The organism is Paraglaciecola arctica BSs20135 (assembly GCF_000314995.1).
Lineage (GTDB): Bacteria > Pseudomonadota > Gammaproteobacteria > Enterobacterales > Alteromonadaceae > Paraglaciecola > Paraglaciecola arctica.
This window is the reverse complement of the sequence record NZ_BAEO01000041.1, coordinates 1-26,177: the sequence shown is the minus strand read 5'-3', so window position 1 is coordinate 26,177 and position 26,177 is coordinate 1. Positions and strand designations below refer to the sequence as shown.

Sequence of the window (26,177 nt, the reverse complement as noted above, 5' to 3'; positions counted from 1 at the left end):
CTATGTCCAAAACTAAGCAATTATTGCTTTCATTTTTTATTTTGTCAGTCAGTTTTCGAAGCTTTGCAGCACTGGAAATTGTTATTACTGAAGGTATAGATTCCTCTCGACCAATAGGAGTGGTGCCGTTCAAATGGATTGGTGAAGGCGTTATGCCAGAAAAACTTACCGATGTGATTGCTGCTGATTTACGTCGCAGTGGCAAATTTAATCCAATTGCTACTAACGATATGCCGCAATATCCAACTGCGGATAAAGATGTGGACTACAGTGCATGGGCATCAAAAGGTATTGAAGCTGTGTTGGTCGGTACCGTTGAGCTATCTGGCATTGATAGATATACGGTGTCTTATGAATTAATCGATGTATTGCGTGGTCAAATTACTGGTGGTCAGTCCCAAGTGTTAAGTGGCGGAAAATTAGTTTCGAGCACTGACCATGTCTTGGCTGTGAGTAGAATGACTATTTCTGGCAATGACTTTAGGCGACATTCTCATCGAATAAGTGATGTGGTCTACGAAAAGTTGACGGGTGAGAGGGGAGCGTTTTTAACCCGTATTGCTTATGTCATAGTACGAGATAAAAATGTTCATGAATTACCCTTTCAGTTAGTTGTGGCTGACTATGACGGTGCCAACGAAACCACTTTGTTGCGTTCACCAGAGCCGTTAATGTCTCCTTCTTGGTCACCTGATGGCACTAAACTAGCTTACGTTAGTTTTGAAAATAAGCGTTCGCAAATATTTATCCAAGATATTTACACCATGAATAGAACCCAAATGACCAGTTTTCCTGGTATTAATGGTTCTCCAAAGTTCTCGCCTGATGGTAAAACCCTAGCTATGGTGTTATCAAAAGACGGTAATTCTGAACTGTATGTGATGAATATTGCTAGTAAGCAGCTGCGTAGAGTGACTAAAAATAGAGCGATTGATACTGAACCAAGCTGGGCTCCAGATAGCCAGAGCTTAATATTTAGTTCAGAACGGGGTGGTAAACCTCAGATATATCGCGTAAATTTAGCATCAGGTAAAGTTCGTCGCTTGACTTTTGAAGGCGAAATGAACTTAGGGGGGACTATTACCCCAGACGGCAAACAAATGGTGATGGTCAATCGTACTCGTGGTAAATATCATATATCACGACAAGATTTGACAAATGGCAATCTACAGGTATTAACTAAAACCTATTTAGATGAATCACCTAGTATTGCCCCTAATGGCAGTATGATTATTTACAGTACATTGCATCAAGGAAAGCAGGTTTTGTCTTTGGTGTCTTTGGATGGCAGATTTAAAGCACTTTTACCAGCAGCCGATGGTCAGGTGAAAGCTCCGACATGGTCACCATTTTTACGTTAAATTTTACATTTTTACTTAAATTCGATAAAAATAGGAAAAAAGAATGCAACTAAATAAAATTTTTAAAGGGTTGGTTATAGCTCTTCCAGTTGTAACTATGATGGCTTGTACATCAACAGATGATAGTGCAGCTAATGCTGCTACTGAAAACGCAAGAATTGCCCAAGAGCAAGCAGTAGCCGATCGTAAAGCGCAAGAAGCACGTGATTCAATGGTTGAGGCTGGTAAAGTTGCACCTATGATGACTCCTGCAGAAGAAATGAAGCAAGAATTAATGGCGTTAGAAAATAATCAGTTGGTTTATTTTGATTTTGACAGAGCCGGTATTAGTTCTAAATATTATGGGGTTTTAGATCAACACGCTGCGTTTTTAGTGAAAAATAGCGGCCAATCAGTAGTGATTGAAGGCCATTGTGATAGCCGTGGTACACCTGAATATAATATTGCGTTAGGTGAGACTCGTGCTAAATCAGTGCAAACCTATTTATTAAACGCTGGTGTGAGCCCTTCACAGATTTCTGTTGTGTCTTACGGTGAAGAAAAACCTGTTAACAATTCTTCATCTGAAGCGGCTTTTGCTGAAAACCGTCGCGGTGTTTTGGTTTATTAATAATAGAAGTCTAATATGATGAAACGCACCTTAGCGATAACTTTGCTAGGGCTATATGGAGCCGCAGTTATTGCGGCTCCTGCGCCTGTGACAGATGTTACCAGTAGCAGTAGCGATCAACGTATCGCAGAGCTAGAAAGAAAATTTTCGTTGCGCACAGATGCACAACATCGCCAGCAAGAACAGCTTGATGTGATGCAGAACGAAGTGAATGAGCTTCGTGGGGCCATAGAAGTACAAAATTATCAGTTAGAGAAAGTTCTTGAACGTCAAAGAGAGCTTTATCTGGAAATAGACAAGCGTATTGCGGCAGTTAATACGCAAACTTCTACATTACCAGCCGAGACCGTCAACACTGCATCTGCAACTTCAGAAGCACCTTTATCTGCGAATGAGAATGAAGCCTATGATAAAGCAGTGAACTTGATCCTTAAAGATAGGTTGTATGATCAAGCAATCCCTGAGTTTCAAACATTTTTACAAAACTTCCCGAACTCGAGTTATGTCCCAAATGCGCATTATTGGTTAGGGCAGTTATTGTTTAATAAACAAGATTGGGCTGGTGCAGGTGCACAATTTCAGTCTTTAATTACTGATTATCCAGATTCGAGTAAAAGAGCTGATGCCACATTAAAGTTAGGAATAACTGAAATGGAACGTGGGAATGCTGCTCGTGCTAAACAACTTTGGGAACAAGTTGTTGCTGAATTTTCTGATTCGTCTTCAGCAAAATTGGCTGAAAAGCGACTCAAGGGACTTTAAAAAATATTATTTCCTGTCGATTTCTATTGTGCGTTAATGTGCATATTAGATATTGACAGGCACTTTATTTAGTTTTTTTTTCTCTATTATGTCTTTTGAAATTCACTATCGTTCGGTTTTTCAGCAAACAGTTGGGATTATTGAAATAATAATGCCATTAGGCTTGCACTGTCATTTCAATTGAGTATTATATGCCGCCTCTCGCAGTGAGGGAGAAAGAAAATTGAAAGTGGGTCGTTAGCTCAGCTGGTAGAGCAGTTGACTTTTAATCAATTGGTCGCTGGTTCGAATCCAGCACGACCCACCACTTTTCTTAAATCACAAGTACTGTGAACACTGCATACAATTTTAATCGATGGGTCGTTAGCTCAGCTGGTAGAGCAGTTGACTTTTAATCAATTGGTCGCTGGTTCGAATCCAGCACGACCCACCATCTTTCTAAAAATCTCCAAGTACCTAAATATTTCCTTTGAGCTGATATAAATCCAGTTTGTCCATTTACTGTCAGCTAAGAAGCTAATTAGTTTTATATAATCTTTGTTGTAGTCAAATACACATCCCTGATGATATGCACCCAAATCTGACTTCCATGTCAGATTGTTCAGCCAGGCGCTGCGGTGCAGCTAAAAATTCTGGCTTCACCCAAATCCGACTTCTCGACAATTGCTCCTGCATTGTTCTACCTTCCGCCATCCATGGCGGTCGCTTGTCGGATTGTTTAACTAGGCGCAGCGGTGCTGCTAAAGAAACTGGTTAAACCCAAACTCGACTTTATCTATGTTTTTGCTGTTTATCCTGAATTCTGGTTATTTAATAATATTGGACATGCAGAGAGATCAATCATAGATTACAATCGGTGCTACAGACTTTAAGGTGAAGTAATTAAATGAATGTACAAGACTATGCAGTAAACGCTGGTGATGTTTTTGTGTTGCCTGAAGCGGTCATAAAGATAAAGCAGTTAATTGATGATGATGCTACTTCTATGGAAGATATTGCAGAAGTGATTAATTATGATCCTGCAATCATGACACAAGTCTTGAAAATTTCTAACAGCGCCCTGTATAAATTTCCAAATACCATTACCACTGTTACAAAGTCGATTCAGGTGATTGGTACCCGTTCTATCTATGATCTTGTATTAGCATACGGTGTGGCAAGTGCTTTTAAACAGATTGATCCTAATGTAGTCGATTTAGAAAAGTTCTGGGAGCAAGGTGTAAGTTGTGCTTTGTTATGCAGATATTTCGCCGAGGAATTAGGCTTAAAAGAGCCAGAAAAATTATTTGTGTGTGGTTTGTTACACAACCTCGGTGAACTGGTTATGGTGCAGTTAAATCCAGAGGTAGCGAAAAAATGTACGGACATATCAAGTGAAAACACCCCCTTGATGTTACAAAAAATGAATCTTGGTTTTTCTTACGTTGATATCTCAACTGAACTATTAAAACTATGGGGTATACCTTCCGATATTTCACAAATTGTGTCAAAAACACATGTTGCTGAACATACTGCAAGTAACAAAGAAGAAAAAATTATTCAATTGGCTTACCTATTAGCGCTTAATAACGTTAATAGTGATATGTATTCAATTCATGCCGATGTGACCGAGGAAATGTACGAAAGTCTAGGGATTGGCTTAGACTGTGTAAACAATGCTCTGGATTTTAGTAATTTGCAGTTAATGAGTGCCTTGGCCTTGTTTAGCCCTTCTTCATTCGCAATGTTCTAAAAGCATTTATCCATAGCAGCTCAAAATTCCGGGCCCGCCGGAGTTTGAGCTGCTATGGGGATAATTACAATTAAGCAAATACTGCCACTACCTGCCTACTAATAGCGACTAACGAACCATGCTTGTCCCAGATGTTGGCTTCTGTATGTGCATATCCATCAGCTGCTTGGCGAGTGTGGGCTTGATAAGCAAACCAATCACTGCCTGATATTTTTTGATGTGGATGTATAAACTCTAGATTCCAACTCATAGTACTGGCCATAGTAGGCCAGCGTAACATTTGTAAAACGGTTGGTGGCCAAATATCAATTAACGCTATTAAATGTGCGTCAGAAAAGTCATTTGGCTGTTCTTTAAAACGCATCCATCCGTGTAAATCACTTTCCTTTTTACCAGTAAATGGCCATCCGCCTTTATTTTTTGCTAAATTGAAATTCCCTATAAATTTTGGTGTCACCTTAGGGATATGCGGCATGAGTTTCGGTTTTTGCGGGTAGTCCATATTGTGTTGCAGATTATTGGGTACGTTAACCTTAGACTCTCGAGCAATACCAAAGCTCGCTTGGCTCATCACAGCCACTTTGTTGTCTTGAACTAAGCGCCCGACAACCTGAGTCACATTTTTGCCTTCCCTGAGAACCTCAACACTAATGGTAAACTCACTATTCGCCTGTATAGGGCCTATAAAGTTAGTGCTTAACGAACGCATCACCTTTTCAGAGTTAACGGCTTCACGCATTGCCTGATAGACCAGAGAGGCTGATATGCCCCCATAAAGTGTCCGTCCTTGCTCCCAACTGCTAGTAACTGATAGTGTAATCTCGTTAATATTTGATTGTGCTTGCTGTTTAACTGAATCTAACAGTTTATCAATATGCATAACTTACTTGGCCTCATTAAATCTATAATTGCTCAGAAACTGGTCAGATCTGTATGCTTTTATCATAATGTTTAGTTGTTCTTCGATGATTTCATGTCTTTATGGTTGTACATAAGTATTTGTTATGTTTACAAAAAGTTAACAATTTAGCTTGAAATTAGTAGCTCTGCACCCGTACCATGAGGTAAGCATAAAATACAGAGTTCCAAGGATACATAGATGGCAAGTGACAAAATACTGAGTAGTGAATCCACAGAAGTTCCACCAGTGGTATCGAATGGTTATCGGAATTATGTGTTGTTCATTTTGACTCTGATTTATGCGTTTAATTTTATAGACCGACAAATAATTGGTATTTTGTCGCCTTTCATAAAGGCTGACTTAGGCCTCGATGACGCGCAACTAGGCTGGCTTAAAGGTATATACTTCGCGTTGTTATATACAGTGTTAGGTATTCCTATTGCTTGGCTTGCTGATAGGTACAGTAGGGTCAATATAGTCGTCATATCACTTACTCTTTGGAGCGGGTTTACCGCTGCATCAGGATTGGCTGGAAATTTCGCACAACTTGCTTTGGCTCGTATCGGTGTGGGTATTGGTGAGGCAGGTGGTAGCCCACCATCACATTCGATTCTTTCTGATTTATTTCCCAAGGAAAAACGTGCTGGCGCTTTAGCTGTTTACTCTTTAGGTATTCCTTTTGGCATTATGTTAGCGTTTTTTGCGTCTGCCTTTTTTCTCAAAGGTGGTGAAGCCGACTGGCGGATGGTTATGATAGCGGTTGGTTTACCTGGAGTGATATTAGCCATATTGCTTAAGTTGACGGTAAAAGAACCTGCTCGTAGCGGTAATATGCAAACAGCTTCAGCACAAGGTAAATCATGGCAATCCATCAAGGCTTTGTTATCTATTAAGTCTTGGTGGGGGATGTGTTTTGCTATTTCTTTTGGTTCTTTTGGTAATTACGCCATATCTACTTGGATGATTGATTTTTATGTGCGCGCTCATGCCGGTTTAGATATCACCCAGTTTCTAATTATATTGGGGGTAATCAATGGTACTGCATATGCCGGCGGTGTTTGGCTTGGTGGTGTATTGGTTGATAAATGGGGTAAAACTAACCGAGGTGCATATGGGCTAGTGCCTGCATTAGCTTTGGTTGTGGGCGCGCCTGCTTATTATATGTCATTGCAGGTTGAGTCTCTCGAATTGTCTATCGCTTTGGTGACTATTTTGCTCTTTACTAGCGGCTTTTATTTAGGGCCTTCTTTTGCACTAGCGCAAACTCTCGCACCGGTAAAAGTAAGAGCTATGTCTACCGCTTTGTTTTTCTTTGTACTAAATATTATTGCATTAGGTGGCGGGCCAACTTTTATTGGAATTCTGAGTAACTTTTATACTGAACAACATGGTGAAGTTGAAGCTTTGAGATTGTCATTATCTTGGCTAGCAGTACCTTACATTGTGTCGATTATTGCTTTCTTTTGGACGGCTAAACATATACCAACTGATTGGAAAGCGGCAGAAATTCGTAATGGTTAAGGCGGGTTTTAGATGACTACTGCAACAACCATTAGTTTACACTTTGCACATGCGAATGGGTTTCCTGGTGGCAGCTACCAGCAAATATTCAATCAATTTCCCGATGACTTTGAGGTACATGCATTACCTAAGTTTGCGCATTCAGAACGTTTTCCAGTCAATGCTAACCTAGCTAATCAGGTCTTGGAGTTAATTGATTATTTAACCCATACGGTGGCAAAACCTGTTTATGTAGTAGGGCACTCAATGGGGGCAGTGGTATCTTTTATGACTGCCTGTGAAAGGCCTGATTTAATCAAAGGGGTGATAATGCTTGATCCCCCAATTGCGTCTGGACTGGCAAGAATCGCTTTTAAGTTACTCAAATATTCACCTTTGATTGATAAATTTTCTCCTGCAGGTAAAGCCAAAGTACGTTGTCAAAGTTGGCCTTTAGGTACCGATTTAGTGGCCTATTTTAAGGGCAAAGCATTATTTAAAAATTTCCAATTGGCATGTATCCAAGATTACGTGGACGCTGCTATTGACGAACGAGAGGGTAAGTTACAACTTAACTTTGATGCGCAGATTGAAGCAAACATTTACCGTAATGTGCCACATAATATCAATCAGTATTATAAGCGACTTTCTGTGCCAGGTTTATTGGTTACAGGTAGTCATTCTGATGTGTGTATTCCGTCCATGCTGGCTACTTTTATTAAAAAGAGCAAGATAGAGCACCTTGTATTTGAAGGCGGTGGGCATATGTTCCCTTTGGAAAAACCCCAACAAGTAGCAAAAATCATTACCGATAGAGTTCGTTTGTGGGAAAGTGAAATATAAAAAAGCCGCTCAAAAGGCGGCTTAATAATAGAAAAGTGCATGGCTATAAGTCCGATTAGTAACCTACTTTTAGCCCTAACATTTCTCGGGTTACTAATACCACGCCTTTTTCTGTGACTCTAAAACCTCTGGCTAAATCTTCTTCGCGACTATGACCTATAGTTGTACCTTCAGGAACAATACAACCTCGGTCAATAATCGCTTTACGTATTCTGCAATTGCGTTGCACTTCAACATCAGGCAGTAATACAGAATCTTCTATTTCGCTGTACGAATGCACCCTGACGTTAGAGAAACAGATGCTGCGACGTAAAGTTGCCCCTGAAATAATACATCCACCGGACACCACTGAGTTAATGGCGGTACCTCTGCGGTTATCTTCTTCCCACACAAACTTAGCGGGAGGTAGTTGTTCCTGATAGGTCCAAATCGGCCACTTTTTATCGTATAGATTGAGTGCAGGAACAGGTGCTACCAATTCCATATTGGCTTGCCAAAATGAGTCTAGGGTACCTACATCGCGCCAATATGCTTCGTTTTCTCCATCACTTTCGAATTGGAATGCATAAACGGAACCTTCTTCGATAATGGAAGGAATAATATCCTTACCAAAGTCTCGGTCAGATCCAGAGGTTTCTGCATCTGCCTTTAATTGTTCAAACAAAAACTCTGTATCAAAAACATAATTACCCATTGAGGCCAAACATTTGCTGGGATCGTTAGGTAAGGGAGTAGGGTGTTCAGGTTTTTCTTCAAAGCCAACCACTTTTAATTTTTCGTCAACCGACATAACACCAAATTGCCCAGCCGCCTCTTCAATAGGTACTGGCATACAACTCACAGTCATTTTGGCACCTGATTCGACATGTTGGGCAATTAAATTTCCGTAGTCCATTCGGTAGATATGATCACCAGATAACACCAAGACATATTTAGGTAATTCGTCACGAATAATATCAATGTTTTGAAAAACTGCATCTGCAGTGCCCTCATACCAGCTATCTGAAAAGCGCTGTGATGCGGGAAGAATTTCTACTGACTCGCCTAGTTCTTTCTTAAAATGTCCCCAACCTCTAACAAGGTGACGGATTAATGAGTGAGATTTGTATTGTGTAACAACGCCAACGTTGCGGATCCCAGAATTGATACAATTAGAAAGTGGGAAATCAATTATTCGGAACTTTCCTCCAAAATACAGGGCAGGTTTTGCACGCCAGTTGGTCAGTTCATAAAGCCTAGATCCTCTACCCCCCGCCAGAATAAGTGCGTAAGTATCGCGTGTTAAATTACTAATATAACGAGATGGTTGTTTTGCCATAAATTCTTACTCCATCAAAAATAAAATTGCTTAATCTTTTGTAGTTAAGCTCATTACTATCTAACTGCTTTCTCCTACCTTGAGTTTACACAACCCACATCTTATCTCAATCCAAAACTCCGATGTTAACGAAAAGTTAGCATGAGTAAATATAAATTGGCTTTATTTCTATTTGCATTAATAATAAGCCAGACTTATGAGGAGTTAATATGTCTAAAGTCGCTATTTTAGCATTTGATCAGGTCGCCACTTTTGAACTCGCCTGTGCCATCGAAATTTTTGCAATATCTCGTCCAGAATATGAAAACTGGTATCAAACGGAGGTGGTATGTTTTGAAAAGAGCCTATTACAAGCAACAGGTGGAATTGCAATTTCTGCTAAAACAATTCAGACATTAGATAGTTACCAAACATTAGTGATCCCCAGTTGGAATACCCGCAGTAATCATGTTCGTTTAGATTTGGCTGAAAAGGTCAATGGGTTCTGTGAACAAGGAGGGCGTATTATCAGTTTTTGTTCAGGAGCCTTTTTGTTAGCCCAGTTAGGTTTATTACAAAATAAACAAGCCACAACACATTGGCGTTATAGTGAAATATTCAAACAGCGTTTCCCCTTAGTTAACTTCGTTGATGATGTGCTTTATACCCACGACCAAAATATAAGTTGTTCTGCAGGTAGTGCTGCAGCTTTAGATTTGGGTATTGATATAGTCAGACAAGATTTTGGTCATGAAATTGCCAACCAAGTGGCCAGACGCTTAGTGATTTCACCGCACAGGCATGGTGGGCAAGCACAATATATAGAAACCCCTGTAGCTAAAAATACCGGTGCATTCAGTCAAACTCTTGATTGGGCCATCAAACATCTAAATCAGCCTCTATCAGTAGATGAGTTAGCGCAGCAAGCAAATATGTCAAGGCGCAGTTTTGACAGGCACTTTAAAAGCGCCTTAGGTGTTAGCCCTAAAGCGTGGATAAATCAACAAAGGATAAATCTCGCCAAACAATTATTAGAAGTCGAGGATTTGTCAATCGAACAGTTGGCCAATAAGGTGGGTTACGATAATGGCATTACCCTGAGATTTAATTTCAATAAATATGTGGGCGTGGCACCCAGTCAATATCAATCTCAGTTTAAGGTGAACTGATGTTAAATATAGAAATTAGTTACGAGTAAAATAATTCACCAAATAACTTGAAATATCAACGATTTACTAGTTAACTGTGTGACTATTAGAGATGCTTTTGGTCATAAAAATACTTAAGCAGTTGTTAAGGGTGGTGAAATGGGACGTTTTACAGTGCATGGTAGTCTCAATTTAGATATTCAAGATAGAATTCTAATGATCGATGGTTGTGGACCTTGGAATTTGGAAGCAGTAAATGAGGCCTATAGTCGTTTTAAGCCTTTAGTTGAATCACTATATGGCAGTCCTTGGGCATCGTTAATTACATTTAGTGGTGAGCCAATTTATGTGCCTGACGCGGCTAATTATATTATTAAAACAATCAAACATGAACGTAGAATGGGTCATGTTGCCAGCGCTATATTAGTTGACGGATCTAATTCGCCAGAGTTTGCAAAACGTCACTTAAGCGAATTACATACAAAAGCGGGTGACACATTCCGTTTTTTTTCGGATAAAGAGCAAGCTGCTTGGTGGTTGCTGCAAAAAATTACTGCCGCGCAAATTGTTTAGAGTCTAAAAAATCCTAAGATTACAGTTGATATTTATCTTTCAAGTCCTGCAATTAATTTACTTCAAAGTATTAGAAAACCACCCATTCATCTAAAAATAATGAATGGGTATCTTTTCCTAAACGCGGCTTTTTTTCCATGCTCGTAATAATAGAAATACGCCAACCACAAAAAACGGAATGCTCAAAGCTTGCCCGGTATTTATCCAAACTTCGCCCGTGTATGCGGCTTGTTTGACTTTGATGAATTCAATACTGAATCTTGCAGTAAATACTAAACATAAAAACGCGCCCAATAGTGCGCCTGATTGCTTGCTAATATTTGAAAAGCGGTATAATAAGATTAACGCTATAAATATGCTCAAATAGGACAATGATTCGTATAGTTGGGCTGGATGCCTTGGCAGTAGGTCAATGCGCGCAAATACCACAGCCCAAGGTACATCAGTCTGGATCCCAATGATTTCGGAATTCATAAAATTAGCAAATCGTACAAAAAAGCCAAATAAGGCAGTAGCGATAGCGAGTCTGTCTAACAACCACAAATATTCTACTTTATATTTTCTTTGGAAAAAATACACCGCAAGGATCACACCTAAGCCTCCGCCATGACTGGCAAGTCCTCCTTCCCATATAGCTAATATTTTAAGCGGGTTACTTAGATAAAACTCTGGATCGTAGAATAAACAATGGCCTAGTCTGGCTCCAACAATGATCCCGAAAACACAATACATCAGCAGTGAATCAAGTAATTCTAGTTTGACTTTTTCTTGCTGGAATATCCACTTCATTACTTGCAAGCCAGAAAAAATCGCGGTGGCAAATAAGGCGCCGTACCAATGTATTTTTAATCCAAATAACTCAATTAATACTGGGTTTACATCCCAAGTAAAAAACTCCATGCAATCTACTACCTTATGACTCTTTGTATATAACTTAAGGGAATTCCAGCATTGTACCCGAATGTATTTTTTCAGACACCTGCTAGTTTATTGTTTGATTGCCTTTTTAGTTCGAAAGCGAGGGGGGTGACCTGTTATTACAACGTAATAAGCTAAAGTGCACAGTAGTGAAAAAATAATCATACTGACACTGACTTTTTGCCAACCATCAACAAATAGCGTGTAAAACAACATACCTACCACCAATAGTGTGGGTGATGCTGTTAATGCAATCATTACTCTGACATTCGCAGGTAATTTTGCAGGTGATTTTGTAGATGATAACGGGCGAGATGAGTTTTGTTCAGTCAAAAGGTTTTCCTTATGTTGTTAGGGCACGTGCGACTTTGGAGTTGGTTTGTCTACCTAAGGCTTGCATCATATTTAATCCAGCCTGAGTTAGCTTTTTAAGATTGATACCTGTTTCGATATTCATGCCATCGAGCATATAGACTAAGTCTTCAGTGGCGACATTGCCAGAGGCACCTTTTGCATAAGGGCAACCGCCCAAACCCGATACTGCGCTATCTACCACCGATATACCTTGTTGCAAGGCAATCAGAATATTGACCAAAGCTTGACCATAGGTATCATGAAAATGCACGGCTAATTTATTTGCTGGTATACAGCTTAAAACAGCCTCTAACATTTGTTGGGTTTTGACTGGTGTGCCGACACCAATAGTATCGCCTAAAGAGATTTCATAGCAGCCCATTTCTAGCAACTGGTGACTAACCTCTGCTACTTTTTGTGGCGTCACGTGGCCCTCATAAGGACAACCCAGCACACAAGAGACATAACCTCGGACCGGAAGATGATGTTTTTGTGCAAGCTCCATCACAGGCATAAAACGCTCAAGACTTTCAGCAATAGAACAGTTGATGTTTTTTTGTGAAAAAGCTTCTGATGCGGCAGCAAATACTGCCACTTCGTCAACTTGTGCCTCAATAGCCGCCTCCAAACCACGTAAATTAGGAGTGAGTGCCGTATATCGAACATTGCTTTGTCGTTTGATTTGTTGAAACACTGCAGCACTGTCAGCCATTTGTGGGACCCACTTAGGCGACACAAAACTACCGGTTTCTATCACACTACAACCTGCTTCAGCTAATTGTTCAACCAAAGTAACTTTAGCAGCCAAGGGCACTAGCCCTTGTTCATTTTGCAGGCCGTCTCTTGGACCCACTTCAACTATTTTGACTGATTTAGGTAGCATCTTTAATGGACTCTTGTGTAGCTTGAAAAGCCAGTAATTCCACACCACCATCTACCAAATCACCGGCTTGGAAGTAAAATTCGCTGACGCAGCCAGCGGCTGGGGCTTTTAAGCTGTGTTCCATTTTCATGGCTTCCATCACCATCAGGGTTTGGCCTTTTTCAACTTGTTGTTGTGGCTCGACCAAAATCGCCACTACCGTACCGTTCATCGGCGCGATAAAACCAGCGTCTGCAGCATTGTCTTGGGTTTCACCTAAATCAGCTTGTACTGATTTAAAACGGATGACATTACCATTACAGAATACTGAGTAGTCATCTTGATGAGCAGTTACATTGGCAAGCGTTCTGTGGCCGTTGATGGTGGATATTAATTGATTATCTTCAATTTTACCTGAGCAACGATAATTTTGCTGATCGACTTTGATATCATAAACAATCTGACTTCCAGCACCTGTTTGGCTGACTTGCACCGAAAAAGTGTTATCGCCCACCAGTAATTCCAAGTTTTGTTGATGTTGCTCATTGGCTCGCCATGCATTACCCAGTGACCAAGGTGAAAATCGATCTTGTAAGCTCGAAGTATGATTGTGTTGACTGTTAAGCATTAAATACAAAGCGGCTACAGGTAATAAAGGTTTAACATCTTGTTCGTCATCTAGCAGTAACACATCATGATTTTTCTCAATAAAACCAGTGTCAATTTGCTGCGCCTTAAAGGGAGCACTGCTGGCTAATTTATACAAAAACTCAATGTTAGTGACAACACCGTCAATATGATATTCGGTTAAAGCTTTAGTTAATCTTGCTAGGGCTTTATCACGGTTTTCATCCCATACAATTAATTTTGCGATCATTGGATCATAAAAAACCGATACCTCATCACCTTGCACCACACCTGTGTCTACTCGGACGTGTTCGGATTCAATCGGTGGCTGAAGTAGGGCTAATTTACCGGTAGCGGGTAAAAATTCATTGTTGGGATCTTCTGCATAAATTCTGGCTTCAAAAGCATGGCCATGAATACTTAAAGCATCTTGTGCCAATGGCAATGGTTCGTTGTAGGCAACGCGCAATTGCCACTCCACTAAATCTTGTCCAGTGATCATTTCGGTGACGGGGTGTTCAACCTGCAAACGGGTATTCATTTCCATAAAATAGAATTGCCCATCACTGTCTAACAAAAATTCTACAGTGCCTGCTCCTGTGTAATTAATTGCTTTTGCGGCTTTTAAAGCGGCTTCGCCCATTTGTGCTCGCAGCGCTTGAGTCATGCCAAAAGCAGGGGCTTCTTCAATAATTTTTTGATGCCGGCGTTGCACTGAACAATCACGTTCAAATAAATAAACGCCATCACCAAAATTGTCACAGAAAACTTGGATTTCCACGTGACGAGGTTCAGTGAGGTATTTTTCAACTAACATCAAATCATCATTAAAACTCGACATAGCTTCACGCTTTGCAGCCGCTAATGCATCGTAAAATTCCGATGCTTGCCATACCTGGCGCATACCTTTACCACCGCCACCGGCAGCTGCTTTGAGTAATACTGGGTAGCCCATTTTGTCAGCGTGAGATTTTAAGCCATCTGTACTTTGGTCGTCACCATGGTAACCAGGTACTAAGGGAACGTTAGCCTTCTCCATGATTTGTTTGGCCGCAGATTTTGAACCCATAGCCTGAATGGCAGCAACCGGGGGACCAACAAATACTATATCGTTTTGTTTACACAAATTGGCAAATGTGGCGTTTTCAGATAAAAAACCATAACCAGGATGGATTGCATCAGCGCCCACTTTTAGGGCGATTTTAATAATTTTTTCGGCTTGTAGATAACTGTCTTTAGAAGGCGATGGACCAACATGAACCGCTTCATCGGCCATTTTTACATGTAAGGCGTGTTGATCGGCATCTGAATATAAGGCAACCGTTAATATGCCCATACGTTTGGCTGTTTTAATGATACGGCAACTAATTTCGCCGCGATTAGCAATCAATAATTTAGTGAACATAGTTTACTCCGTTACCCAATTAGCGCGGCGTTTTTGTAAAAACGCTTTTAGGCCTTCTTGACCTTGGTCAGAGACTCTAAGCTCGGCAATTTTCTCGCTAGTCTTAGCTATAAGGTCGTCACTAATGGGCCTATTGTGTACATCAAAAATAAGCTGTTTGGCTGCGCTGATTGCAGCTGGTGAGTTTTTAAGTATATGCTCAATAAGGTTTTCAATGGTGATGTCCAGTTCTTCCTCTACAACAGCTTCGCTGAGTAAGCCTAAACGTCTAGCACGAGTGGCAGAAAATACTTCGGCAGTAGTAAAATAGCGCCTTGCGATCCTAGCTCCTATAGCATCAATCACATAAGGGCTGATGGTGGCAGGCACTAATCCAAGTTTTACTTCACTCAAACAAAACTTACTTAACTTACTACCAATGGCCATATCACAACAGGCGACAAGCCCCACGGCACCACCAAAGGCTGCACCTTGTACTTTAGCAATAGTAGGTTTATTCATAGTATTAAGAATAAAAAACATCTTTGCTAAAGCATTAGCATCGGCGAGATTCTGCTCATAGCTATAAGTTGCCATGCGCTGCATCCAGTTTAAATCGGCACCCGCACTAAAACTTTTGCCTGCCGCCGCCAGTACCATCACCCTAATATCATCATTTTGATTAATACGACTAAATATGTCGGTCAGTTGCACAATTAACTTATCGTCAAAGGCATTGTGGATCTCTGGCTGATTTAAGGTGACTGTCGCCACCCCTCTATTATCTATATCAAATAGCACTTTATCGGTTTGATTCATAATTCTTTTATCCCCTCATCCTTACATTCTAAAGACGCCAAACCGGGTGTCCTCTATAGGTTTATTTAAACTAGCTGAAATGCACAAACCTAACACCTGGCGGGTGTCAGCAGGGTCAATTACACCGTCGTCCCACAATCGCGCTGAAGCATAATAAGGATGGCCTTGGGTTTCGTAGGTATCAATAATGGGTTGTTTGAATTGTGTTTCTTGCTCTGCACTCCATTGTTCATTCACCCGCTCTTTTTGTTCTCGTTTGACCTGCGCTAATACGCCAGCAGCTTGTTCGCCGCCCATCACAGATATTCGTGCGTTGGGCCACATAAACATAAAGCGTGGATCATAAGCGCGGCCACACATGCCATAGTTACCGGCACCAAAACTACCACCGATCAAAATGGTAAATTTAGGTACTTTGGCACAGGCTACTGCTGTTACCATTTTAGCGCCATGTTTTGCGATGCCGCCGGCTTCGTATTGTTTACCCACCATAAAACCAGTAATGTTTTGTAAAAACACTAAGGGGATTTTGCGCTGGGCACAAAGCTCAATAAAATGTGCGCCTTTTTGCGCTGATTCTGAAAACAAAATACCGTTATTGGCGACTATGCCCACCGGATAACCAAAAATTCGCGCAAAACCGCAGATCAGTGTTTGACCATACAAGGCTTTAAATTCATCAAATTCCGAGTTATCTACTACCCTAGCTATGACTTCTCTTACGTCATAGGGTTGGCGTGTATCTTTTGGGATAACGCCATAAATTTCGTCATTTGAATAGGCAGGCTCAACAGGTTCTAGTACATCAAGTTCTATGGATTTTTTACGATTTAATCGGGCAATGGCGTCTCTGGCAATTTTGAGTGCGTGATGGTCATTGTTGGCTAAATGATCGACCACGCCTGAGGTACGGCAGTGCACATCGCCACCGCCTAAGTCTTCAGCGGTGACCACTTCGCCTGTGGCCGCTTTAACTAATGGTGGTCCACCGAGAAATATTGTTCCTTGTTGTTTGACGATAATAGACTCGTCGGCCATAGCGGGCACATAAGCGCCGCCTGCTGTACAAGAACCCATGACGACAGCAATTTGCGGAATATTTTGCGCTGACAAGTTGGCTTGGTTAAAGAATATGCGGCCAAAATGTTCTCTATCTGGAAACACTTCATCTTGAAGAGGTAAGTTGGCTCCCCCTGAATCAACCAAATAGATACAAGGTAAATTATTTTGCTCCGCTATGGTTTGTGCCCTAAGGTGTTTTTTTACTGTTAATGGATAATAAGTGCCCCCTTTAACAGTGGCATCATTGGCCACAATCATACATTCAATGCCCGACACTCGGCCTATACCCACAATTACACCCGCAGCAGGTACGTTGTCATCATACACTTCATATGCGGCCAGTTGCGATAACTCTAGGAAAGGTGAACCTGGGTCAAGTAGGGTATTGATCCGCTCTCTGGGAAGTAATTTGCCTCGATCAAGATGTCTTTGGTTGGCTTTTTCACCACCACCAAGTTTGATTGTGGCAATTTTATCTTTTAAATCGTCTACTTGCGCCTGCATATGCAAAGCGTTAGCCATAAATTCTTGGCTTTTGGTATTTAGCTTACTGATGATTTTTGGCACAGTATTGCTCCAGTTATTTGCTTTATGAGGTTATTAGGCGTTTTTACACTGACTCTTTAAACAACTCTCGACCAATCAACATTCTACGAATTTCAGAAGTGCCTGCGCCAATTTCGTACAACTTGGCATCCCGTAACAAACGGCCCGCTGGGAATTCGTTGATGTAGCCATTACCACCTAAAAGTTGGATCGCGTCTAATGCCATTTTGGTTGCCAACTCTGCAGAATAAAGGATCGCCCCTGCTGCATCTTTACGGGCGGTTTCACCTCTGTCACAGGAGCGTGCTACGGCATAAACATAAGCTCTGGCAGCATTCATCTGGGTATACATATCAGCTACTTTTCCTTGTACTAATTGAAACTCACCGATAGATTGACCAAACTGTTTGCGGTCGTGGATGTAAGGCACCACTAAGTCCATACAAGCTTGCATAATGCCTAACGGCCCGCCCGATAACACCACTCGTTCGTAATCCAAGCCACTCATTAACACTTTTACCCCGCCGCCTTCTTGACCTAGGATATTTTCTGCAGGTACTTCACAATCTTGGAATACCAGTTCACAAGTGTTAGACGATCGCATCCCTAATTTGTCGAGTTTTTGTGCCTGAGTAAATCCTTTAGAACCTCGCTCAATAATAAAAGCTGTCATACCTTTGGCACCCGCTGATATATCGGTTTTGGCATATACCACGTAGGTATGAGCGTCAGGACCATTGGTGATCCACATTTTGTTGCCATTTAACACATACAGATCGCCGCGTTTGTCGGCTCGTAGTTTCATGCTGACTACATCTGAGCCTGCATTTGGCTCACTCATGGCTAAGGCACCGATATGTTCACCGCTGACTAACTTGGGTAAGTATTTTTGTTTCTGAGCATCACTACCATTTTTGTGAATTTGATTGACGCATAAATTTGAATGAGCGCCGTAACTTAACCCGATGCCAGCCGACGCACGGCTGACTTCTTCCATAGCAATGACATGGGCCAAGTAACCCATATCAGAACCGCCGTATTGTTCGGCTACTGTCACGCCTAATAGCCCCATATCACCTAACTTTGGCCATAATTCATTCGGGAAACTATTATTTTGATCGGCTTTTTCAGCCAAAGGCGCTATTTCACCTTGAGCGAAGTTATATACATGGTCACGCAACATGTCGATGTCTTCACCGAGACCAAAATTTAAGGTTGGATAGGGGGCATTCATGCGGTTTGTCCTTGCTTTAAGGTAGTGAGCGTTAAGGCATTGAGTTCTTCTTGGCAGCGGGCTTCTACGTCTTCTAGTTCAGCCTTTAACATTTCAATGTCTATTAGTTGTTGTTGCATATAAGCGCGCTTTTCAGCTGTCATTTTGAGCATAGCTTCAAGCTGTACTTTTGAATTTTGGTGACTGTCATATAAATTAAATAAGGTTTTAGTTTCCGCTAAGGAAAATCCTAAACGTTTGCCACGTAAAATTAGTTTTAAGCGAACATGGTCTTTTTTCAGATAGATACGATTTTGGCCATTTCGAGTCGGGTTTAATAAACCTTGCTCTTCGTAAAACCGAATAGAGCGCGGAGTTATGTCCATTGATTTGGCTAGTTCGCCTATGCTAAAAGTTTGTTGACTCATTATTTACTCATATATATATAGTTATTATTTGTTAATAAGGTTTACGTTTACGTAAACTGAAAGTAAATGTAAAGTGTTAAGGTTTTAAAATCAATCTTGTAAAGCGGAAATTGGTTAAGTCAGTGATTATGATAAAACACAAAGCGTGCAAATTCCTGTACGCCAGTGATTTACAGGTTTAGTCGATTGAGCAAAAATTTAGGAGTTTTTATGTCTGATAATACAATTGTAATAGTCGCGGCAAAGCGTACACCTATGGGCGGATTTGTAGGTAGTTTGGCTCCTTTGACAGCCACAGAGTTGGGAGCCAGCGCCATCCAAGCGGTGCTGCAAGAAACGCCAGACTCGTCTGCGGTATTGTCACAAATTGATGAAGTGATAATGGGCTGCGTGTTGACTGCCGGTTTAGGGCAATCACCAGCCAGACAAGCTTCTTTAAAAGCAGGGTTGCCATTAGCAACTGGGGTAACATCCATCAACAAAGTTTGTGGTTCGGGTATGAAAGCCCTTATGTTGGCGCACGATCTGATCAAAGCGGGTACTGCAGATGTTATAGTGGCAGGCGGCATGGAAAGTATGAGTAATGCTCCTTATTTATTGCCAAAAGCGCGTTCTGGTTATCGAATGGGACATGGTCAGGTATTAGATCATATGATGCTTGATGGGTTAGAAAATGCCTACGATGGTCAAGCCATGGGATGTTTCGCACAAGCAACAGCCGATGCTGAAGGGATCACCCGTGAACAAATGGATGAATTTGCCTTATCCAGTTTACAAAAGGCCAACAGTGCACAAGATGCGGGTTTGTTCGTTGATGAAATTGCCCCTGTTACAATCCAAAGCCGCAAAGGTGACTTGTTAGTTGATAGTGATGATGGTCCAAAACAAGCTAAACCAGAAAAAATACCCACATTACGTCCAGCTTTTAAAAAAGACGGAACAGTAACCGCTGCTAACTCTAGTTCTATTTCTGATGGTGCGGCTGCTATGTTGGTGATGTCAGCAAAAAAAGCCCAAGCATTAGGTTTAAAGCCTTTAGCTAAAATTGTTGCTCACAGCTCTCATGCCATTGAACCCGAAAATTTCACTGTGGCACCCGTTGGCGCTTTGCAAAAACTGTTTGATAAAACCGGTTGGTCTCACGAAGACGTTGATTTATTCGAAATTAACGAAGCCTTTGCTATGGTCACTATGTTGGCTATTAAAAAGCTAGGATTAAACCCTGATAAGGTTAATGTTAAAGGTGGAGCTTGCGCCCTCGGACATCCTATTGGTGCGTCTGGTGCAAGGGTTATCGTGACTCTGTTACATGCCCTTAAACAGAAAAACCTTAAAAAGGGTATTGCTACTTTGTGTATTGGCGGAGGGGAAGCTACCGCAATAGCGATTGAAATGATCTAATCTAAACCCTAATTTGTATTAGTACAGGTATAGAAGCAGTGTTAGTTTTAACGCTGCTTTTTTTCTTTTAAGGAAGTCGACTATTTTGAATTGGTTATTATCATTATCTCTGAGCATCCTCTCGTTCACTGCAATTGCAACACAACCCCTCATCACGTTCCCTAAGGTAGATAACAATGTTTCCTACTCAAAAGTAGCAGCATTGTCTTTCATGCCTGCGGATGAAAAGATTGCCTATGGTGCCGCCCCTCTGCAATACGCGTTGTTATGGCGAGCTAAACAGCTTGAAAATACAGTCCAGTCACCACTGGTTATTTTGATCCATGGTGGTTGTTGGTTAAGTACATATGACATTCAACATACTTATGCTTTAAGTACTGGTTTAGCTCAAGCTGGCTTTAATGTGTGGTCATTAGAATATCGCCGCAGTGGAGATGTAGGAGGCGGTTGGCCAGGTTCTTATGATGATGTAAAAGCTGGGATCCTCGCATCAAGCAGATACAACAACGGTGAATTTGATTTAGCTGGATCAGTATTAGTGGGGCATTCTGCTGGTGGGCATTTGGCGTTACTTGCCGGTGGCGTGATAAAACAACTTAAAGGTGTGATTGGACTAGCTGCGATTACTGATATCGAAGAATACGCTAATGGTTCAAATAGTTGTCAGCAAGTCACCAAAAACTTTATGCAAGCTATGCCTACAGAGAAACCCTCTGAATACCATATGGCTAATCCGAGTAAGCAGCCATTACATGTAAATACTTTGGTTTTACAAGGAAAAAAAGACAATATTGTTCCAGCATTTGAGTTAGACAAACTGGAGCGAAAAATTATTATGTTAGATGGAGTAGGGCATTTTGATTGGATCCACCCTGGCTCAGCGGCATTTACATTACTGACTCAACAGTTAAACGGATTAGCAAAATGAATTTTGATGAGATAATTGCCTTAGATAAAGCAGATCCTTTAGCTCAAAAGCGTCTTGAGTTTGACTTACCCGTTAACACTATTTATTTGGATGGTAATTCATTAGGGGCGTTGCCTAAGTCAGTAAAATCAAAAGTAGCAGAGGTGGTTAGCCAACAATGGGGAAACGACTTAATTAAGAGTTGGAATAGCCATAATTGGATTGACCTGCCGATCAGGGTTGGTGAAAAAATAGCGCCAATTATTGGCGCGGCTAAAGGCCAAGTAATTTGTTGTGACTCCATTTCTGTGAATCTATTTAAACTTTTGTGTAGTGCCCTTACACTTAATTCAGAGCGAACAGTGGTGTTGTCGACAAAAGATAATTTCCCCACCGACTTGTATATGGTGCAAGGGCTGAGTGACTTGTTAGGGCCAGACTTATGCCAATTGCAAATGGTCGAAGAGCAGGATATTGAGCAAAGTCTAAATGAGTCTGTGGCGGTATTATTGCTGACTCAAGTGAATTTTCGTACAGGCAATTTATTGGATATGGCAAAACTTACCAAACTTGCCCATGAAAAAGGTATTTTGGTGATTTGGGATTTAGCCCATAGCGCTGGTGCTTTGTCTGTGGAGCTAGATAAATGTGAGGCGGATTTTGCTGTGGGTTGTGGTTATAAATACTTAAATGGGGGGCCAGGATCTCCGGCTTTTGTATATGTAGCCAAACGCCATCAATACGCAATTAAACAGCCATTGTCAGGTTGGATGGGGCATTCAAAACCTTTTGCATTTAACCCTGAATATCAAGCCGCATCTAATATTAATCAATTTCAATGTGGAACGCCTAGTGTGATTTCAATGAGTGTCTTGGATGCCGCACTTGATGTATGGCAAGACGTGGATATGTTACAGATTAGAACTAAGTCTGTGGAGCTTGCAGAAGTATTTCTGCAGCTTATTCAAGGGAATGAATGTTTGCATGATTTGCTGCTGTGTTCGCCTAAATTAGCCGAACAAAGAGGCAGTCAGTTGGCTTTCTCTCACCATGATGCATTTGCTATTTGCCAAGCCTTAATTGAAAAAGGCGTTGTTGCTGATTTTCGAGCTCCTAATATAATACGTTTTGGTTTTACACCACTTTATACCTCCTTTGAGGATGTTTGGCGGGCAGTGACAACCTTAACCAATATTGTAGAAAGTGGATTTTATAAAGAACAACGTTTCAATATCACGTTAAAAGTGACATAGATTTATGCAGATATTTAAAGTTTTTTTTCCAACCATTTTGAGAAAGTGAGCGAGAATTTTATGTTGAATGACAAAATAGTGCTCATTACTGGCGCGAGTAGAGGGATTGGCGCAGCAACAACTAGACTTTTTGCGCAAAAGGGTTATGGGGTGTGTATCAATTTCTTAAAAGATGAGATCGCTGCAGAGCAACTTAAAAATGAAATCCTGCAATACCAAGTTAAATGTATCACTGTGAAAGCCGATGTTTCCAAAGCTAGTGAAGTAAAACGATTATTCAAAACTGTAGATGAAGAGTTAGGTTGCTTGTCTGTACTGGTCAATAATGTTGGAATATTAAAAACCCAGTGTCGATTAGATGAAATCGATGAACAAAGATTTAGTCAAGTATTAACCACTAATGTGATGAGTTGCTTTTTGTGCTCGCAACAAGCGGTTAAACGTATGTCCAGCAAATATGGAGGCAAAGGTGGATCTATAGTTAATGTTTCATCTGGTGCCGCTAAAAGTGGCTCTCCTAACGAGTATATTGACTATGCTGCATCAAAAGGAGCAATAGATAGTTTAACAAAAGGTTTAGCAATAGAAGTGGCTGGAGAAGGTATTCGTGTGAATGCTGTTCGTCCAGGCCTTATTCATACTGACATTCATGCATCGGGTGGCGAGCCAAATCGTATCGATAGGCTTAAAGCAAAAATTCCTATGCAAAGAGGTGGGGAACCGGCTGAAGTGGCTGAGGCGATTTATTGGTTAGCATCAGAAAAATCTTCATTTGCGACTGGTAGTTTTATCGATATTGCTGGTGGCTTGTAATAATTAATCTCTGTTGGAGTTGTTTGTTGTTAACTCAGGTTAATTACTGCAAAGCATCCAACATAGTGCGGATTTTGTGATACCTTTGCTGTTGCACCTCGTCTAACTTACTATTTTCAATAGTTTTAATGCATTTTTTAAGTAAAGTATCAGATACAGTTGCGACACCTAATTTTTCCGCTTTGGATGAAATAGCTTGTATCAGATTCAGGGCAATAGAGGCGTTTTTGGGCATGATGGTAAATGCTTGAGTAAACACCTTCATGGCATTGTCTAGATCACCCTTTTGAAAATAACCCACTGCAGTATTGTTTAGGTCTTTAGAACTGAATTTAATTGCTGCTTTTTCTTGTTTTTCTTGATTGATATAGTGCAAAAATATTTCACTTTGATCGGAATTTTTTTTACAACGTTCTTCTATTTGTTCTAACACCGCTTGTGAGCGTTCATGTAAGCCTAGGTCATGGAATATTTTAGCTTTATCTAATAATGCGTCTATGCCTTCGTTTTCCCAACTGTCTTCGTCTAGCTTATAGAGTAAGGATAAAGCGTTATCTTTTTCATCTTCGAGATACAGTAATCGAGCATTGACCACTTTCATTTGCTCTTGGATATCTGCTTTTGGAAACGCCTGCTTAAGTTGCCTAATGTATTCGTTTGCTTGTTTGATTAATCTATCGGTATCAGATGCTTCAGTTGTCATGGCATAGTCGATGCCCGCTCTGGCGACGTTTAGGTAATTTTCTGGCTTATCATGAATAGAATTTTTGGCAAATCGTACAATTTTTTTTGCTGCTTCGAATTGAGTTTCATAATCGTGAGTAATTCGAGATAAGTCCATGGCTGTTTTATGTCGTCGAATATTTCTAGGCGATATTTCAGTGGCCATCATTACGCATTCAAGTGCGGTATCAAAATCATTCTGTTTTATCTGCAAAGCTGTTAGCAGATCATATGCAGCAAGCTGCGAGTCGGGTTTAAAAGCTAAACGTAATACTAATTTTTCTGCGGATTCATCTTCATTGAGACGCAAGTAACTGTTGACTAACCCCAGTTGTGCCCATGTAAACGTTTGTACCTTTAAAATCGCCTGATAAAAGTCTTTGGCTTGTTGAAAGTTGCCGCAGGCCGAGAGCATTTCGCCTTTAATTTTTAGCGCCAAAGGGAAAAATTCTGAATGTTTAGGGTTGCCTAAAAATAATTCTACTTCAGACAAAGCCTGGACATATTGATTTTTATCAATGCATAGATATACACCATGCAAGGCTTTTTTACGGGCTAACACACGACTTAATCTACGATCTAAGTCTTTGACTGTAAAAGGTTTAGCTAAAAAATCATCGGGCTGTAATTCAATAATGCTTTGGACTAAATCGGAATTGGTATCAGCACTAATAAACACAAAAGCGGTGCTTAATGGTAGCTCTCCATTGGTTTTAATTTCATCGTAAAAATAATACCCATCTTGCTCTCGTTTTAAGTTGTAAGAGCAAATGATCAAATCAAATTTATGGCTTCTTAGTGAGGTCAGTGCAGAATTAATTTTATCTACATAAGTAATATCGCTAAACCCCAGCTCTTCTAAAGAATATTTCATATATCCCTTAGCTAAGGCTTGATCGTCTACTATTAGTACTTTGGTATTTTTAGCCAGTTGTGAATTCATTTGCTACCAATATTGCTAACCTACTTAAAGGTTATCGTATCTGGGGCTGAAATAATAAGAACTAAACGCAGATATTGTTTGGTATTAATTAACCAAAGCAAAATCAAACAGAAATATCTTTATAAGAAATTGGAAATAACAGAGCCCGTTTTACAATAAAAAGAATCAATTTATAAATTAATTGACGTTTTTTACATGTTTTTACGCTTATACATATATAGGGAAATGAATTAGGTACCTATATGCATCTTCATTTTGAATGTGAAGAGCTAACCGTTATTTAATGGCCTAACTTTATGGTTTAGGGATTAAAAACAACCAATAAATTTACAAGGATAAAAATGGGATGAAAAAAGTATGTTTTAAAGCAATGATATTATCATTGCTGGTATCGGCCTGCAGTTTGTTTAACCTGGCTAATGCCTCACTTATGTTGAACATAGATTCGAGCAGCGGCAAGTTATTAGGTGCCTCAAATATAAACATCAATGGTGAGTTTTACGATGTCTCTTTTGTTGATGGCATCTGTGCTGCATTATTCAGTGGATGTGATGAACAGAGTGATTTTTTTTGGAAGAGCAGTGAAGAGAGTAAAGTCGCATCACAGGCATTATTAGGTAATGTATTTGTAAACTCAGTTAACGGTTTATTTGATTCGTCACCAGGTTTAACCTTTGGTTGCAGCAGTAACAGGTTCAATGATTGCTTTGTTCTCACGCCTTACCTAAGTGTACCAGTAAGTAATGAGCTCTATGGTTTCGCAGCGTGGAATTAAGCCGGTTCTACTGCGGATCGAACGACTTTTCTTACAACTGGTATTGGATCTGATACTGGAAGGGTAGGGGCCGAATTCTTAACTTACGCAGTATGGAGTAGGTCGCAGGCGGCACAAGTGGTAACAGAACCCTCTACTCTGACTGTTTTTGCCTTAGGGTTAATAGGTTTGGTGTTTCGTCGCTGTAAGAAACAATCTTAAATAAAAATTTCCTGTATACAATCAATAACCGATGATGTGGAGAGTGCTAGTCAGTTGGTTGAAGTTTTCAAAGATAATAAAAAACCCGCACGGTATACCGATGCGGGTTTTTTAATGTGGTGGGTTCAAGCTGATTCTTTAGGAGCACGGCTCCGCCAGCCTGAACAATCCGCCAAGGAAGGCGGATTTGGGAGATGTTCATCAGGGATGTGTTTATGACC

General features: G+C 40.6%; 25 protein-coding genes and 2 tRNA genes. 16 read left to right on the top strand and 11 right to left on the bottom strand.

Annotation, left to right across the window (positions count from 1 at the left end; all coding sequences use genetic code 11):
• The first annotated feature begins 2 nt into the window (after positions 1–2).
• The 6 genes from tolB to GARC_RS13860 all read left to right on the top strand — a co-directional run bounded on the left by tolB (position 3) and on the right by GARC_RS13860 (position 4,465).
• Entirely contained in the window at positions 3–1,361 is a 1,359-nt protein-coding gene (gene tolB, locus GARC_RS13885) for a Tol-Pal system beta propeller repeat protein TolB (RefSeq protein ID WP_039989682.1), read from the top strand.
• Positions 1,362–1,404: 43 nt separating this feature from the next.
• Positions 1,405–1,971 (top strand): peptidoglycan-associated lipoprotein Pal, encoded by a 567-nt coding sequence (pal, locus tag GARC_RS13880; RefSeq protein ID WP_007621143.1) that lies wholly within the window; start codon positions 1,405–1,407, stop codon positions 1,969–1,971.
• A 15-nt stretch (positions 1,972–1,986) separates the two neighbouring features.
• A complete protein-coding gene (gene ybgF, locus GARC_RS13875) occupies positions 1,987–2,733 on the top strand; it encodes a tol-pal system protein YbgF (RefSeq protein WP_007621141.1) in 747 nt (248 codons plus the stop codon).
• A 231-nt stretch (positions 2,734–2,964) separates the two neighbouring features.
• A tRNA-Lys gene (locus tag GARC_RS13870) sits at positions 2,965–3,040 on the top strand.
• A 50-nt stretch (positions 3,041–3,090) separates the two neighbouring features.
• Positions 3,091–3,166, top strand: a tRNA-Lys gene (locus GARC_RS13865).
• Positions 3,167–3,619: 453 nt separating this feature from the next.
• A complete protein-coding gene (locus tag GARC_RS13860) occupies positions 3,620–4,465 on the top strand; it encodes an HDOD domain-containing protein (protein WP_007621139.1) in 846 nt (281 codons plus the stop codon).
• Between the two features lie 70 nt (positions 4,466–4,535).
• Here GARC_RS13860 and GARC_RS13855 read toward each other — a convergent pair whose 3' ends face one another.
• Positions 4,536–5,345 carry an acyl-CoA thioesterase gene (locus tag GARC_RS13855; protein ID WP_007621138.1) on the bottom strand — a complete coding sequence of 270 codons (810 nt, stop codon included), beginning with the start codon at positions 5,343–5,345 and terminating at the stop codon, positions 4,536–4,538.
• A 219-nt stretch (positions 5,346–5,564) separates the two neighbouring features.
• On the opposite strand from GARC_RS13855, the gene GARC_RS13850 reads away from it, so the two are divergent.
• Positions 5,565–6,887 carry a spinster family MFS transporter gene (locus tag GARC_RS13850; protein WP_007621137.1) on the top strand — a complete coding sequence of 441 codons (1,323 nt, stop codon included), beginning with the start codon at positions 5,565–5,567 and terminating at the stop codon, positions 6,885–6,887.
• A gap of 12 nt (positions 6,888–6,899) precedes the next feature.
• Positions 6,900–7,709, top strand: a complete 810-nt coding sequence (locus GARC_RS13845) for an alpha/beta fold hydrolase (RefSeq protein ID WP_007621136.1) — start codon at positions 6,900–6,902, stop codon at positions 7,707–7,709.
• A 55-nt stretch (positions 7,710–7,764) separates the two neighbouring features.
• Here the strand turns inward: GARC_RS13845 and glgC are convergent, their stop codons facing one another.
• Entirely contained in the window at positions 7,765–9,027 is a 1,263-nt protein-coding gene (gene glgC / locus GARC_RS13840) for a glucose-1-phosphate adenylyltransferase (RefSeq protein WP_007621135.1), read from the bottom strand.
• 209 nt (positions 9,028–9,236) lie between these two features.
• On the opposite strand from glgC, the gene GARC_RS13835 reads away from it, so the two are divergent.
• Positions 9,237–10,175: a helix-turn-helix domain-containing protein gene (locus GARC_RS13835; RefSeq protein WP_007621134.1), complete on the top strand. Its 939-nt coding sequence runs from the start codon at positions 9,237–9,239 to the stop codon at positions 10,173–10,175.
• A gap of 138 nt (positions 10,176–10,313) precedes the next feature.
• Positions 10,314–10,727: an SH3 domain-containing protein gene (locus GARC_RS13830; protein ID WP_007621133.1), complete on the top strand. Its 414-nt coding sequence runs from the start codon at positions 10,314–10,316 to the stop codon at positions 10,725–10,727.
• Between the two features lie 117 nt (positions 10,728–10,844).
• Here GARC_RS13830 and lgt read toward each other — a convergent pair whose 3' ends face one another.
• The 8 genes from lgt to GARC_RS13790 form a co-directional block, all read right to left on the bottom strand.
• On the bottom strand, positions 10,845–11,627 hold the full coding sequence (gene lgt, locus GARC_RS13825) for a prolipoprotein diacylglyceryl transferase (protein WP_007621132.1): 783 nt from the start codon (positions 11,625–11,627) through the stop codon (positions 10,845–10,847).
• An 87-nt stretch (positions 11,628–11,714) separates the two neighbouring features.
• Positions 11,715–11,978 (bottom strand): hypothetical protein, encoded by a 264-nt coding sequence (locus tag GARC_RS13820; protein WP_007621130.1) that lies wholly within the window; start codon positions 11,976–11,978, stop codon positions 11,715–11,717.
• 10 nt (positions 11,979–11,988) lie between these two features.
• Entirely contained in the window at positions 11,989–12,882 is an 894-nt protein-coding gene (locus GARC_RS13815) for a hydroxymethylglutaryl-CoA lyase (protein WP_007621128.1), read from the bottom strand.
• The gene (locus tag GARC_RS13810; protein ID WP_007621126.1) at positions 12,872–14,893 is read right to left on the bottom strand and encodes an acetyl/propionyl/methylcrotonyl-CoA carboxylase subunit alpha; all 2,022 of its coding nucleotides are present in this window, start codon (positions 14,891–14,893) and stop codon (positions 12,872–12,874) included. The genes GARC_RS13815 and GARC_RS13810 overlap by 11 nt, the downstream gene beginning before the upstream one ends.
• Positions 14,894–14,896: 3 nt before the next feature.
• Entirely contained in the window at positions 14,897–15,691 is a 795-nt protein-coding gene (locus GARC_RS13805; protein WP_007621123.1) for an enoyl-CoA hydratase/isomerase family protein, read from the bottom strand.
• Positions 15,692–15,712: 21 nt separating this feature from the next.
• Positions 15,713–17,320: a carboxyl transferase domain-containing protein gene (locus GARC_RS13800; protein WP_007621122.1), complete on the bottom strand. Its 1,608-nt coding sequence runs from the start codon at positions 17,318–17,320 to the stop codon at positions 15,713–15,715.
• Positions 17,321–17,363: 43 nt separating this feature from the next.
• A complete protein-coding gene (locus GARC_RS13795; RefSeq protein WP_007621120.1) occupies positions 17,364–18,533 on the bottom strand; it encodes an isovaleryl-CoA dehydrogenase in 1,170 nt (389 codons plus the stop codon).
• Entirely contained in the window at positions 18,530–18,940 is a 411-nt protein-coding gene (locus GARC_RS13790; protein ID WP_007621118.1) for a MerR family transcriptional regulator, read from the bottom strand. The genes GARC_RS13795 and GARC_RS13790 overlap by 4 nt, the downstream gene beginning before the upstream one ends.
• Positions 18,941–19,150: 210 nt before the next feature.
• Between GARC_RS13790 and GARC_RS13785 the strand changes: the two genes are divergently transcribed.
• The 4 genes from GARC_RS13785 (at position 19,151) to GARC_RS13770 (ending at position 23,314) form a co-directional block, all read left to right on the top strand.
• Positions 19,151–20,341, top strand: coding sequence for a thiolase family protein (locus tag GARC_RS13785; RefSeq protein ID WP_007621116.1), 1,191 nt, complete (start codon positions 19,151–19,153; stop codon positions 20,339–20,341).
• 85 nt (positions 20,342–20,426) lie between these two features.
• A complete protein-coding gene (locus tag GARC_RS13780; RefSeq protein ID WP_226989160.1) occupies positions 20,427–21,269 on the top strand; it encodes an alpha/beta hydrolase family protein in 843 nt (280 codons plus the stop codon).
• The gene (kynU, locus tag GARC_RS13775) at positions 21,266–22,501 is read left to right on the top strand and encodes a kynureninase (RefSeq protein WP_007621111.1); all 1,236 of its coding nucleotides are present in this window, start codon (positions 21,266–21,268) and stop codon (positions 22,499–22,501) included. Before GARC_RS13780 ends, kynU begins: the two co-directional genes overlap by 4 nt.
• 60 nt (positions 22,502–22,561) lie before the next feature.
• Positions 22,562–23,314, top strand: a complete 753-nt coding sequence (locus GARC_RS13770; RefSeq protein ID WP_007621109.1) for an SDR family oxidoreductase — start codon at positions 22,562–22,564, stop codon at positions 23,312–23,314.
• Between the two features lie 43 nt (positions 23,315–23,357).
• Here GARC_RS13770 and GARC_RS13765 read toward each other — a convergent pair whose 3' ends face one another.
• On the bottom strand, positions 23,358–24,980 hold the full coding sequence (locus tag GARC_RS13765) for a response regulator (protein WP_007621103.1): 1,623 nt from the start codon (positions 24,978–24,980) through the stop codon (positions 23,358–23,360).
• Between the two features lie 346 nt (positions 24,981–25,326).
• Between GARC_RS13765 and GARC_RS13760 the strand changes: the two genes are divergently transcribed.
• Together GARC_RS13760 and GARC_RS27730 are read left to right on the top strand one after the other, a co-directional pair.
• Entirely contained in the window at positions 25,327–25,755 is a 429-nt protein-coding gene (locus tag GARC_RS13760; protein WP_007621102.1) for a hypothetical protein, read from the top strand.
• A 117-nt stretch (positions 25,756–25,872) separates the two neighbouring features.
• Positions 25,873–25,956 (top strand): PEP-CTERM sorting domain-containing protein, encoded by an 84-nt coding sequence (locus tag GARC_RS27730; RefSeq protein WP_226989162.1) that lies wholly within the window; start codon positions 25,873–25,875, stop codon positions 25,954–25,956.
• The last annotated feature ends 221 nt before the right edge of the window (positions 25,957–26,177 follow it).